The 13,040-nt window shown below is 64.2% G+C and carries 13 protein-coding genes; 8 read left to right on the top strand and 5 right to left on the bottom strand.

Going from position 1 to position 13,040, the window contains the following annotated elements:
- Positions 1-91 precede the first annotated feature (91 nt).
- From HRU71_14765 to HRU71_14755, 3 genes are read left to right on the top strand one after another with little or no spacing between them, the layout of a single operon-like run.
- Positions 92-1,183 (top strand): hypothetical protein, encoded by a 1,092-nt coding sequence (locus tag HRU71_14765; GenBank protein ID QOJ04671.1) that lies wholly within the window; start codon positions 92-94, stop codon positions 1,181-1,183.
- Entirely contained in the window at positions 1,184-2,272 is a 1,089-nt protein-coding gene (gene tdh / locus HRU71_14760; protein QOJ04670.1) for an L-threonine 3-dehydrogenase, read from the top strand. It begins immediately after the preceding gene.
- 21 nt (positions 2,273-2,293) lie between these two features.
- The gene (locus tag HRU71_14755; protein ID QOJ04669.1) at positions 2,294-3,487 is read left to right on the top strand and encodes an aminotransferase class I/II-fold pyridoxal phosphate-dependent enzyme; all 1,194 of its coding nucleotides are present in this window, start codon (positions 2,294-2,296) and stop codon (positions 3,485-3,487) included.
- A gap of 8 nt (positions 3,488-3,495) precedes the next feature.
- Here the strand turns inward: HRU71_14755 and HRU71_14750 are convergent, their stop codons facing one another.
- Positions 3,496-3,972: a hypothetical protein gene (locus HRU71_14750; GenBank protein ID QOJ04668.1), complete on the bottom strand. Its 477-nt coding sequence runs from the start codon at positions 3,970-3,972 to the stop codon at positions 3,496-3,498.
- A complete protein-coding gene (locus HRU71_14745) occupies positions 3,965-5,113 on the bottom strand; it encodes a glycosyltransferase family 2 protein (protein QOJ04667.1) in 1,149 nt (382 codons plus the stop codon). The genes HRU71_14750 and HRU71_14745 overlap by 8 nt, the downstream gene beginning before the upstream one ends.
- On the opposite strand from HRU71_14745, the gene HRU71_14740 reads away from it, so the two are divergent.
- Complete coding sequence (locus HRU71_14740; protein QOJ04666.1) at positions 5,112-6,086, top strand: glycosyltransferase family 2 protein; 975 nt, start codon at positions 5,112-5,114, stop codon at positions 6,084-6,086. The two genes, HRU71_14745 and HRU71_14740, sit on opposite strands and share 2 nt — an antisense overlap.
- 101 nt (positions 6,087-6,187) lie before the next feature.
- Here HRU71_14740 and HRU71_14735 read toward each other — a convergent pair whose 3' ends face one another.
- From HRU71_14735 to HRU71_14725, 3 genes are read right to left on the bottom strand one after another with little or no spacing between them, the layout of a single operon-like run.
- Positions 6,188-8,020, bottom strand: coding sequence for a hypothetical protein (locus tag HRU71_14735; protein ID QOJ04665.1), 1,833 nt, complete (start codon positions 8,018-8,020; stop codon positions 6,188-6,190).
- On the bottom strand, positions 8,017-9,135 hold the full coding sequence (locus HRU71_14730) for a glycosyltransferase (GenBank protein QOJ04664.1): 1,119 nt from the start codon (positions 9,133-9,135) through the stop codon (positions 8,017-8,019). The genes HRU71_14735 and HRU71_14730 overlap by 4 nt, the downstream gene beginning before the upstream one ends.
- 38 nt (positions 9,136-9,173) lie before the next feature.
- Positions 9,174-9,707, bottom strand: coding sequence for a gamma carbonic anhydrase family protein (locus tag HRU71_14725; GenBank protein QOJ04663.1), 534 nt, complete (start codon positions 9,705-9,707; stop codon positions 9,174-9,176).
- Between the two features lie 298 nt (positions 9,708-10,005).
- On the opposite strand from HRU71_14725, the gene HRU71_14720 reads away from it, so the two are divergent.
- The 4 genes from HRU71_14720 (at position 10,006) to HRU71_14705 (ending at position 13,033) form a co-directional block, all read left to right on the top strand.
- Entirely contained in the window at positions 10,006-10,149 is a 144-nt protein-coding gene (locus HRU71_14720) for a hypothetical protein (protein ID QOJ04662.1), read from the top strand.
- Between the two features lie 254 nt (positions 10,150-10,403).
- The gene (locus HRU71_14715; GenBank protein ID QOJ05032.1) at positions 10,404-11,126 is read left to right on the top strand and encodes an ABC transporter permease; all 723 of its coding nucleotides are present in this window, start codon (positions 10,404-10,406) and stop codon (positions 11,124-11,126) included.
- A gap of 12 nt (positions 11,127-11,138) precedes the next feature.
- On the top strand, positions 11,139-11,933 hold the full coding sequence (locus HRU71_14710; GenBank protein QOJ04661.1) for an ABC transporter ATP-binding protein: 795 nt from the start codon (positions 11,139-11,141) through the stop codon (positions 11,931-11,933).
- Positions 11,934-12,010: 77 nt separating this feature from the next.
- Positions 12,011-13,033: a hypothetical protein gene (locus HRU71_14705; protein ID QOJ04660.1), complete on the top strand. Its 1,023-nt coding sequence runs from the start codon at positions 12,011-12,013 to the stop codon at positions 13,031-13,033.
- The last annotated feature ends 7 nt before the right edge of the window (positions 13,034-13,040 follow it).

Below are 13,040 nucleotides of genomic sequence, written 5' to 3'. Positions count from 1 at the left end.
ATTGACTCCGCGCGCAGCCTAGCCGAGAATGCCGAGACTTGGGACGAGGCTTTCGGCCGCGTTGACGCATCTGACCGTATCGAGGCGAATCATGGCACTGAACCGTTCTCGGCTTTACCTCGTTGTCTTGGTTTCTTCGTTCGCCGTTCATGCCCTTGCATCGGCGCAAGACGTGCCGTTAAGCAAGGACGCTCAAAACGCGGACAAGGACAAGTTCTACCTGCCTGCCACGGAGCAGGACACCGCGAAGCTGATCGCGGACCGCGAGCGCTTCGTTCGCCACTTCTACGCACCCGATCCTGCCGCGATGGCCGCGATTCAGAAATCGCTCGCCGAAGCGGCGAAGCTTCAGGACAAGTATCGATTTGATGTCGCTCTCACGCTTTCGCGCATGGGACTCGCATTGGGCATCGCCTCCGAGAATCCAGAGTATTCGCCGGAGAAGCGCACCGAGGTCATGAGCCGGCTGCGCGCCCAGGCCGCCCGATACTACGCCATGGGCCCATTGAGCCTCGCCAAGGTCGCGAAGATGGCCGAGGGATCGTTGAGCGCGGATCGCATTGCGGCCGGCCACGCAAAACTCAATGCCGAGCTTGCGGGCATTCCCGGTGCGACGCCGGTTGACCTCGCCAAACTGGATGCGTTCCTGGTCCCGCCGCTTCCCATCACGCCCAAGCCGATCATTCCGCGCGCCGCGCCGATGGACGTGCAGGCGCTGACCCAGCAGGATGAAAACCCGCAGACCGTTCCGCCCACCGCCACCAATCAGCCCACACCCATGGCACAGAATCCCGCTCAACCAACGGCACCTGTCTCCGCCGAGCGCGAGGTTCCCGAGCGGCCCGTCATGCCCGCCGCCGTCGTCAATCCGCCGCCGCAGCCGGTCCAGCCGCCGGCCCCGCCGCGCGAGATCAAGCCGGCTCCGGCGACGAGCACCTGGGCCGATTTCGTGAAGCAATGCGCGGCCAGGTTCAAGTACACGGCGGACCAGCAGAAGGCGGCTGATTCGGTACTGGAAAGCGTCATGAAGCGGGCCGGCGCCGCGGGCGACGCCAAGGACAGCGCCGGTCACAAAATGGTGGACGTGCTGTATGATGAGCTTCAGCAGCGGCTGGAGTCCATCGCCTCAATCGAGCAGCGCCAGGCTGCCGCCCAGAGCGAGCAAAAAAAGACTGGTAACTAAATGTCAACCCTGACCCGGCCGTCACCCGTGCAAACCCCCGCCGCGAAAGGCTTCATGGTCGGCCTGCGAAAGACGCGCCCGGACGTCGGGCTGGACTACTGCACCGACCTGCCCATTCCCGCCCTCGGCCCGCACGATGTATTGATCAAGGTGCGCAAAGCCGGCATCTGCGGCACCGATCGGGGCATCTTTGAATGGGGCCCCTGGGCGCAGTCGCGCGTCAAGATCGGCATCGTCATCGGCCACGAAGTCATGGGCACGGTCGAGGCCGTCGGCTCCTCGGTCGATTCGATCACCATCGGCCGGCGCGTGAGCGTCGAGGGGCACATCCACTGCGGCGTCTGCCAGGCCTGCCGCACCGGCAACGCCCACGTCTGCGACAAGGTTCGCATCATTGGCATCGACCGCGACGGCACGTTCGCGCAGTACCTCGCTGTGCCCGCCGCAAACGTCTGGCCGCTGCACGAGGACATCCCCGATGACGTCGCCGCCATCCTGGACCCGCTGGGCAACGCGGTGCATACGGTGATGGCCGCGGGCGTTTCGGGCAAAAGCGTTCTCATCACCGGCGTCGGCATCATCGGCCTGATGGCGGTCTCGGTCGCCAAGGCGGCCGGCGCGTCGCGATTGATCGTCGCCGACCTCGACGAGCGCCGGTTGGAAATCGCCCGGCAGCTCGGTGCAGACCATTGTCTCGTTTCCTCCGGCGACCGCTGGATCGAGCAGGTCCGCGATCTCACCGACGGCCTCGGTCCGGAAGTCGTCTGCGAAATGAGCGGCGCGGCCTCGGCCATCAACGGCGCGCTCGCCGCACTGCGCAACTGCGGCACGATGGCCATCCTGGGCCTGCCCAAAGGACCCGTGCCGATCAATTTCAACGATCATGTCATCTTTAAGGCAAGCCGCATCCTCGGCATCAACGGCCGGCGAATGTACGAGACGTGGTACCAGGCCGAGCAGTTGATCCTTTCCGGCCGCGTGAACCTGAAGCCGATCATCACGCACGAGTTCCCGCTCGCGGATTTCGAGCAGGGTTTCAAGGCCATGGCCACCGGTGACGCGATCAAGGTCATTCTCAACGTGGAGTAGCCCCACGGGCAACGTCCAGCCATGAGCACGACCCCCTTCTGGAACGCCATCGACGCCGACTTGGGCACGCTCCGCGCGGCCGGCCAGTTCAAGACGTTTCGCAATCTGCTCGCGCCGATGGGCGCGATCTCGCGAATCGACGGCCTCGGCGAAGTCGTCGTTCTCTGTTCCAACGACTACCTCGGCCTGGCGAACCATCCTGAAGTCGTCGCCGCGGCCGAACAGGCGACGCGACGCTGGGGCGCAGGCACCGGCTCGGTGCGATTCATCTGCGGCACGTTTGATTATCATCGCACGCTCGAACAGCGCATTGCAGCCCTCTCCGGCACCGATGCCGCCACGACCTACGTCTCCTGCTGGAATGCCAACGAAGCAGCCATCGCCACGCTGATGGCCATCGGCGGCGACCGCGTGGTGGCCATCAGCGACGAACTCAACCACGCGAGCATCATCGACGCGATTCGCCTCGGCCGGCAGATCAACAAGGCATCAAAGTCAGCAGTCTATAAACATTCCGACGTCGCCGGGCTGGAAGCCGCCCTGAAAGAACACGCCGATACACCGCTCAAGCTCGTGGTCACCGACGGTGTCTTTTCGATGGAAGGCGATATCGCCAAACTCGATGTCATTCACCGGCTCTGCGCCGAACACGGCGCGCTGCTCATCGTGGATGACTCGCACGGCGTCGGCGTCTGCGGACCGACCGGCAAGGGCGTCGCCGAACATTACGGCCTGCTCGGCAAGATCGACGTCATGACCGGCACGCTCGGCAAGGCATTGGGCGGCGCGGCCGGGGGCTACGTCGCCTCGCGATCAAACCTGGTTGAACTGATGCTGCAAAAGAGCCGGCCGCAGATCTTCTCCAACGGGTTGCCGCCCGCGTCGGCCGCCGCGGCGCAAGCCGCCATCGACATCCTGACGCGCGACGCATCACGCCTCAACAAGCTTCGCGCCAATGTTGCTTATCTGCGCGAGGGACTCGCCAAGCTCGGCTTTGAAGCGATCAACAGCCCCAGCGCCATCACGCCGATCATCCTCGGACCGACCGCCAAGGCCATCGCTGCCAGTCAGCGCCTGTTGGAACTGGGCGTTTTCGTCATCGGCTTCGGATATCCCGTCGTACCGGAGGGGACGGCCCGCCTTCGCGTGCAAATCTCCGCCGCGCACGAACGCGAGCATCTCGATCGCGCGCTGGACGCATTTCGAAAACTGTAAAACTTGTTTCACGCCTCTCGACCGAACGCGAACACTTCTCCGCCAGCCACGCGCAGGTAATCCGCCGTCGCGAGAATCAAACTGTCAGTCAGGCTGCCCGCGTTGAACGCGATCTTCTCGTTGCGTGTGATCGACTCGTCAATGAACAAATCGAACGGCAGAATCGGTCGGCCGAACGGCGGCACCGAACCAGGCACGAGACCGGTCAGCTCCTTCAACTCCTCCGCGGTGGCAAAGCGCGTTTTCCTGACGCCGAAGCGCCGCTTGAGCGCGTCGGCATCGAGCTTCAGCGCCGCGCTCAACACAAACAGGCGAAAGACATCACCCGCCTTCACGAGCAACGCCTTGCCGCCGAGGCGCACGTCCTCACCACGCGCCCGAGCCGACTCCTCCGACGTATACGTCGGTTCGTGATGCACAGCCCGATACGGCACGCCCGCCGCGTTCAACATGGCGACAATCGAGTCATACACGGCGTCAGCCATGGGGCGGCCTTTCCTCGTTAAGTTGTTTCACGGCATCGGCTCTTCGGATGCGCGCGATCCGTCTCCGCCCGGTCCAGAGGCGCACGGTCTCGCGCGCATAGCCCAGCGCGCGAACGTGATAATACGCGATGACCCATGGAAGCGAACGAAGGGTTTCAATCAACGTCTTGTTCTTGCGCGCGATTTCGTTGTAACTCACCGCCGCCAACCAAACCGCCAGAATCGCTCCCGCCCCCCCCGCGAGGCGCGGCAACGCCGCCGTGCCGAGCAGCAGCAGGTACGCGACGATCAATGGCACGATATCCAGGCGATGCCAAAGGCGATACTTCCACACGAGGTGCGCCGCCGAGCCGCCGCCGTAATACGCCTGTCGATAAAATGCCCGGCGATCATACGTGTGTTCGTGCAGCACCCGCGCCGCGGGCACCACGCGCTGTTCATAACCCGCCCATTTCAGGATCAGATAAATCCCCTCTTCGTCGCAGCCCCCGGAGTTCGTCACGTCCGGCACCCCCGCGCGCTCCATCGCCTGGAATCGACGATCCTCGTCCCAGTTGATGCGCCGCAGCAGCGCGCGACGAACCGCCATGTTCCCCCCCACCAGCCGGCTCGCCGCGCCGCGCCCGTGCACGCGATTGGTCCCCTTGAACGCCAGTTCATAGACATTAGTCGGAGGCAAGTCCAGCACCAGCCCGGTGACGGCGGCAACTCGCTCGTGCGAGAACCCCTCCAGCAGCCGCTCCAGCCAATCCGGCTCGGCCACGCAATCGCTGTCCAGAAACGCGACGATCGACCCCTGCGCGGCCTCCGTACCGCGATTGCGGCTTGCGTTGGCTCCTCGATTGGACTCGTTCACGAACCATCGCAGTCGCAGCCCCGGATGCGCCGCGCGCAGCCGCTCCAGCATCGCGACGGTGTCATCCGTTGAGCCGTCGTCTACCACGATCACCTCGAAATTCGCGCGCGTTTGCCTCGCCAGAGCCGCCAGGCACCGCTCCAGCACCGCGCAGCGATTGAACGTCGGGATCACGACCGATGCCTCGGGGATGTCGCTCGACTCGCCACTGCTCATTGTGCCGATGATAACCCCCGCTGCGCACCCTACCAAAGCTCGGCCCGCGCGCGTACGATTCGTTCGCATGACGCCCACCGTCGCCGTGATGATCACCACCTGCCGCCGGCCGGATGGATTGCGACGGCTGCTCCTCGCGCTCAACCAGCAAGTGTTTCAGGACGCACCGCCGAGCGTGAGGCTGGTCGTGATCGATAACGATGCGGATGGATCGGCTCGCGCAACGTGCGATGCCCTGCGCCCGCTGCTTCGATGGCCGATTCACTACGGAATCGAGTCCCGTCGAGGCATCTCTCCCGCGCGCAACGCAGCCATCACGCTGGCGCTGGCAACCGACCCGGACGTCGACTTCCTGGCACTCATCGACGACGACGAGCAGCCCGCACCAACATGGCTCGACGAGCTGCTCCGCATCCAGCGAGACCACGCCGCCGATATCGTTGCAGGACCGGTTCATCCGCGGTTCGAGCATTCTCCTCCGGCATGGGTGGTCCGCGGCCGATTCTTCGAGCCGCGTTCACACCCGGACGGCGCGGTGCTCGACTACGCCTTCGGCGGCAGCGTCCTCTGGCGGGCGTCGCCTTGCCGCGAGGGGGGCCACCGCTTCGGCGAGCACTTTGGTCTCATCGGCGGCAGCGACAGCGAGTTCTTCACGCGCCTGCATCGCGCCGGCTGTAAGATCGTCTGGGCCGCCAAGGCCGAGGTGCTGGAGTTCATCACGCCCGAGCGCACCAACGCCCGCTGGCTCGTTCGCCGCATGTATCGCACGGGAAACGCCGGCGTGCTCGTCGCGCGCGATCTGGACGGCCGAACACTGCGAACGCATGCGATTCTCTTCTGCAAAGCACTGGCGTGGCTCGGGATCGGCACGGTGCAAGCGGCGGTGGGTCTCGTGGCCGGTAAACATATGCGCGTCACCGGCTATCGGCATATCGCCTACGGGCTGGGCATCCTCGCGGGATTGATGGGCCGCCGATTCGAGGAGTATCGCACCGCGCACCATTCGGCGGAATCGGCCCCCGACGTCTCGCCGCGTTCCTAAGCAGAGCCGCAAAATGATTCATCGGGGGGTGGTCCGGCGTCCCGCCGGTGAATCACAGGCGAGACGCCTGCGCCACACGTGAATGGACCTTGCGGCACCACTTAGCGTTTCAGCCGAATGAACGTCAGCTCGCCGGTCTGCGTGATGGCTGCGATGTGCGGCCGGACCCAGTCGGCGTTCACCCCGGCCGTCGGCACGAAATACTGAACGTTGTACTGCCGAAGCAATTCGCGCCGGCGCTGCCAGTCCGTCCCCGGTTGCAGCAGGTCGTGCATGTCTTTCAGACGTCTGTCGAGTTCCGGCACGCCGTTGGACGCGCTGGGCGAGGCGATGATCCGGCAGTCGGCCGACATCGTGAACCACAGGCACGCCATCGGCTCGCTTAACACAACCGCCCCGCGCGGAACGTGACGCCGGACCAGTTCGCCGACCTCCATCAGCTCCCGCAGGACTTGCTCGCGCTCCGCCGCAGGTTTCATCGCCGTCCGCACCGCATCGCTCCACGTCCACGGCGCTTCATACGTCGTTTGACACCACGCGCCCACGAGAGCCGCCGTGCAAAGCCCCGCCCGCATCAACACACCGCTGCGCCAGCGCATCAACGCCATCGCCACACCACCCGGCACGAGCACATAAAAAGCCAGCGATGTGACGATCTCATACCGCGAGACCACCCACTCCTCCCCGAACACGCGCATCAGCAGTGTGCAGAGCGGCGGCACAAACAGCATCACCGTCGCGATCACCGGTACGGACAACGCCTGCACGGCCCGCACGCCGATCGCTCGCCCGGAAAAAATCGCCATGCCGACCGATGCCAGAAGCACCGCCGATCCGACCAACGATCCGCCTAGGAACGACGGCAGCGTCTCAATCCTCCGCGCCCATCCGCCGCCGGCCGTTTGCACATAGTCGCCCGACGGCTCCGGCGTGAGGTCATACACTTTGATTTTTTCCTGCACCGTCGCCGTCTTGAGTTTGGAAACCAGCCCGAACGGCAGGCCGATCGTCAACGCGAGCAGGCAGACCGCCGTCGCACCTGCGCGGCCGGAGCGGCGCATCATGTGCCGTACCATCGACCACGCCAGGATCGGCCCGGCCGCCATGACCGCGAACGCCGCGTAAAGCCCGTGCATCGAGCCGATGACCAGGACCGTCGCGCCAAGCCCGATCGCGTCTCGACCTCGAACGGTCGATCCGCTCGCTCGGATGGCCAGCGCGATCGTCATCGGCAGCAGCCAGTACGGAGCGAGCTGGTTGGGATACATCGCGAAGGTTACCGGCGCGCGCGCGACGAGACAGAACAGGGCCGCGAGCCAGGCACAGGTTTGATTCGAGAAAATCACCCACGCCAGGTAATAGACACCGGTAATAATCAACAGCTTCGCCCACGCGCTGCTCGCGACCCAGACTTCCAGATGCGGCACACCGGTCAACTGCGATGCCGACGCATACAGCGCATGCACGATGTTCGTGTGATAAACCGGGAAAAAGTAGTCGCCCACCACAAACGGGTCACGGTTGGACAATCCGTGATCGATCAGGTGGCGAATCCGCGAGAGGTGAATCACCGCATCGCCGCCGAGGAACCCGCCATTGCGAAGATCGAGGACGAGCGCCGGCAGCACCAGCACAAGCGGGACCCCGCGCGCCTCCTTCAGCAGAAGCCAGCCCTCTTTCCAGCCGCCCCGCCGCGACAGGTCCAAAATCGATGCCGCGACCAGCAGAACGATTGCCCCGCTGAAGACGCCCAGCGGCGCGCGAACGATGTACAACGGAATCACGATCACGGTCAGAATCGCGAACGAAGCGAGATACGACAATCCGACGGTCCCAAGCAGGCCGCTGCGAGTCGCCTCGGGATCCCAGCGCCGAACGACTGCGTAACCCGGCAGCGCCAGCGCCATCCAGAACAGAAGCGACGCGTGCATCATCGCGCGCCACCTCCCGCGCGGCGCGGACCGCGAAACGGATAAGCCAGCATCCCCTGAACCATGCCCACCGCCCGCCACATCGCCCGGATGAACCCCAACGGAGCGAACGCCAAGTACGTCCACTTCCCGCTTTGCCGGAGCAATCGCAGCGTCAGAGGAATCTGAACGACGACCAACAGCAATGCGAAGACCGCAACCACCCCGCCCGCCGCAGGACCGATCAGCCGTATCGCGTCTGAAAGACTTCCCGACCTGGCGACCGACGAGCCAGCGACCAACTCAAGCCACCGGGGAAGATGCGCCGCAGCATAGACGAGAGTCGACGAGATCATGAACAGGGCCAGCGGCGGCTGAACATGATCCGTCCACTTGCTGTAATCATCGCCGGCCGCCCGATCACGATAGCGCAAATGCAGGAACACGCGCCAGTATCCATGATGCCGTTGAGCTCGCAGGTAACGTCGCAAGCTCGTCGGATGAAAATGCCGCACGCGCGACGCAATCTCAAACCGCAATCCGTAACCCGCCGCCGCCACGCGAAACGACAGCTCGGCGTCCTCGGCTCCCGGTGATCCCGGCCCGTTAAAATATCGTTCGTCGAAGCCCCCCGCGCGCTCCAGCGCCACACGCCGATACAATACGTTGAACCCGCCCAGAAAGTTGACTTCCGTCGCCATCGACCGGTGCCGCGCGAGAATTTCCTCGTGAATCAAGCATGCCAGCAGCGAATCCGGCCGCATGTTCCCGTAGCTGCCCCCCACGCCCCCGACCTGTGCATCGACCATGTGCGGCAACAACCGCGCCAGCGCATCCGGCTCCGCCACGCAATCCGAATCGATGAACCAGATGAGCGGATGGACCGCCTCGCGCCAGCCGAGATTTCGCGCGGCGCCCGGTCCGCCGCCGATCCCCGTCAGGATCCGAAGACCGCCCAATCGCGCCGCGAACTCCTGCGCGATCCGCGCCGTATCGTCCGTCGAGCCGTCATCAACAAAAATCACCTCGCGCAAGCCCGACGCGCCGTCCGCCGCGATTCGCGCCACCGCCTCCAGGCAGGGCCGCAGCGTGCCCGCGCAGTTTCGACCGGGGATGACCAGGGTTACGGGCGGATTCACGTGAACAATCTACATGCGTCGCCGCAGCGCCGCCAATTTCACGGCTGCGCGCGATTGGGATACATCCCGCTTCCGTGCAATCGTCCGAGATGAACGTAGCTCTCTATCACCTCGCGCAGGTACAGCTTCTCTTCGTCCTTCAAATCGCGCACCACGCGCCCCGGCGCGCCCATCACGACCTTGCCGTCGGGAATGATTGTCCGCGGTGGAAGCAACGCACCGGCCGCTATCAAACAGCCGCGCCCGATCTCACAATCGTCCAGCACGATCGCGCCGATGCCGATCAGCGTCCCCGCGCCCACCCGTCGGCAATGCACCACGGCGCGATGGCCGATGCTGACTTCGTCCTCGATGTCCATCGGCACGCCGCGATTGGTATGCAGCACCGTGCCGTCCTGCACGTTCACACGGCGGCCGACCGTGATCGCCGAAACATCGCCGCGAATCACCACGTGGTGCATCACGGTCGATTGATCGCCGATCGTGACCTCGCCGCCGACGTACGCCGTCGGGGCGATGTACACGCCCTTGCCGATTCGGACGCGGTCGGGTAAATCAACAAAGTCAAACATGGCGGCCATTGTACGCCCTGCGCGAACCACCGCTATGCGTGCTTGCAGGGTGGGCGCCGCCCGCCACGTCATTTCGGAGGGTAGATCGATGTCCAAACAAGCCGTCGACTGGTATTACCACCGCGCGAACTGAACGGGCTGCGCGAAATCGCAAGGGTTCCTTGCGAAGAAAAAACTCACGCCCGCAAAGCAGCTCGACGCCCGCAAGGAGCGGCTCGGTCCTGCGGACGCGCTGCGCCTGGCGCGCGCCGCGAAGAAAATCGTCGTCGCAAAAGGGAAGAACCTCCTGACGTTCGACATGACCAAGCCCCCGCCTCGCGAGGAACTGCTCGCCGCCCTGCTCGGCCCCACGGGAAACCTCCGCGCCCCCGCGATGGTCTCCGGCGACACGTTGATCGTCGGTTTCAACGATGAGGCAGCCCGGGTTGCCGGGCTCGGCTGATCGATTCGATTGAATGAACGCAGCGCCCTAACCCTTCCCGTGTAATACACTTGGCGTTAAATTGCCCTGCAATTGACAGCCCGGTAATAACCCGGTTAGAAAGCGGTCCGCCTGCTCTGCGGGCCTGATGAGGGAGCATCCAGCCCGTGTCCAACGCCGCACCATCCGTCAGCCGACGATCCCTCGTTCGATTCATTCAGATCGCCGAGAACCTCGGCGATTTCACCGTCTTTTCCGCGCGCGCCTTCGGCTGGATGTTCCGCGGCCTGTTCGACCGCCAGCAATGGAACCTGCTCATCCCCCAGATGTACGAGGTCGGCTATCGCTCGCTGCCCGTCGTGCTCATCACCGGCGCATTTGTGGGAATGGTGCTCGCCGTGCAGGCCATCGAGCAGTTCATGGCCGCCGGGCTGGAAGACCGCATGGGTTCGGTCGTGAACCTCTCCGTCGTGCGCGAGCTGGGTCCCGTGCTGGCCGGCATCATGCTGGCGGGACGCATCGGCGGCGCGCTGACAGCCGAGTTGGGCACGATGAACGTCACCGAGCAGATCGACGCGCTGCGCAGCATGGGCGTCAACCCGATTCGATACCTCGTTGCGCCGCGCGTCCTGGCGTGTTTCCTGCTCGCGCCGATTCTCACGCTGTACGCCGACCTGACCGGCTCCATCGGCGGCTGGTTCATCTCCGTCATCCAGCGCGGCGTGGACAGCGGACCCTACTGGGAAAACACCGCGGCCGCCGTCGACAACTACGATATCTTCAGTGGTACGCTCAAGGGCTTTTTCTTCGGCTCCGCTCTGGGGCTGATCAGTTGTTACAAGGGATTCAACTGCCGCCCCGGCGCCGAGGGCGTCGGCCGCGCCTGCACCGAAGCGTTCGTCGCGTCGTTCGTGGCGATTCTTGCATTGGACTATGTGCTGGCCGAGATTCTCCAGGCCATCAGCATCAAGCTGTGGGGCTTCCGCCCGCTGATTTGACGTGACGCGTCGATGACCACTACTTCCAGGAACCACTCCGAGACGATCATCGAGCTGCGAGGCGTCAGCAAGCGATTCGGCGCGCTCACCGTGCTGGACGGAGTCGACCTGGCGATCGCCCGTGGCAAGACAACCGTCGTCATCGGCGAATCCGGCACCGGCAAAAGCGTCCTGCTCAAGCACCTCGTCGCCCTGCTGCGGCCCGACGCCGGAGAAGTCCATTTTCACGGCCGCCGGATCGACCACCTGTCCGAACAGGAACTGGTGGAATCGCGCAAGCGCTTTGGGTTCCTGTTCCAGATGGGCGCGCTGTTTGACTCGATGACCGTCGCGGAAAACGTCGCCTTCCCGATTACCCAACACGGCGATCAAGACCTGACGCCCGAGAAACTGGACGAACTGGTGGCGCAGAAACTCAAAATGGTCGGGCTGGACGGCCTTCAGAATCGCCGCCCCGGCGAACTTTCCGGCGGCCAGAAAAAACGCGTCGCCCTGGCCCGCGCAATCGCCCTGTCACCGGAGGTGGTGCTGTACGACGAGCCGACGACCGGCCTCGACCCGGTTCGTGCCGATGTCATCAACGAGCTGATCATCAAGCTCAATCGTGAGTTGAACGTGACCAGCCTCGTGGTCACGCACGACATGACCAGCGCGTACAAGGTCGCGGACCGGATCATCATGCTGCACCACGGGAAGATCATCGCCGATGCCGATGCAGCGTGGTACAAGTCGTGCGATGACCGACGCGTTCGGCGATTCGTCGACGGCAAGGCGGATGAACAGGACTTGAAGGCACTGGACATGTGAGTTTCCGGGTGCGTCGAGGACGCGCCCTCTTGACGGCCGGTCCCAGACCGCTGACGAACGACTGCAAGGACAACGCCATGACCCAAAAAGCCGGTTACAACGTGATCGTCGGATTCTTTGTCCTGACGGGAATCCTCATCCTGACCGCGATGGTTTTCGCGTTCGGCGGCGGGCGATCTTTCTTCGCCGACACCTACACGGTCAACGCCGTTTTTCCCGATGGCGTGGTCGGCGTGCAACCCGGCCAAAGCGTCACGCTTGGCGGCAAGCGCGTCGGAGAGACCGTCGATGTACGCTTCGTCGATCCCCAGCGGCTGGAGAAGGGCGTCGTCGTCGTGATCGCGGCCCTGAAGGACTTCGCCCTGCCGGCGGCCTGCGAACTGGGCGTCACGTCGAACATCATGGGTTTTGGCCGACCCGTTCTCCAGCTCATTATCATGGACCCGCATGACACGCGTCATCTCCCGACCGACGGCACGGCGGAGATCTTCGGTCGAACGCTGAACCCGCTCGATTCGATCATTCCAAAACAAACGCAACTGACGCTTGAGAAGGCAACCGCCGATATCGGCGATCTCGCGGCGTCGCTCAAGCCCGTCGCGGAGAACCTCGCCCGAATGCTCGAATCGCGCCAGCTCTCCGACGTGGACGCCAAGGCCGTCAACGCCAACATCGACACGGTCGTGCAGCGGCTCGATGCGGCGCTCAAGTCGATCGAATCCATCGCCGGCGACGCCGAGAATCAGGCCAACATTCGAGCCGCCATTGCCAACGCCCGCACGATGACGGAATCCGGCGTCAAGGTCGCTGATGACCTGCGCGCCTTCACGAACGAAGGAAAGCAGGCCGCGGCGCAGGCGACGGCGTTCCTGCAAAAGCTCACGACCGTGGCGGAGCAGATGTCGTCCGTGGCGTCGCGCATGGATACGGCGCTGGCCCGAATGAACGAAGGCAAAGGCACCGTCGGCCTGATGATGAACGACAACCGTCTCTATGAAGAAATGCTGCTGACCTTCCGCCGCATGACGAAGATGATGGACGACCTGCGCGAGGTGCTTGATCTCGCCAAGAAGGGCCAGCTCCGCATCAAGGCGTTCTGACGCACTG

Source organism: Planctomycetia bacterium (assembly GCA_015200345.1).
In the GTDB taxonomy this organism is placed as follows: domain Bacteria; phylum Planctomycetota; class Phycisphaerae; order UBA1845; family UTPLA1; genus PLA3.
The sequence above is the reverse complement of the archived record's forward strand: the minus strand, read 5'-3'. Positions and strand labels throughout refer to the sequence as shown.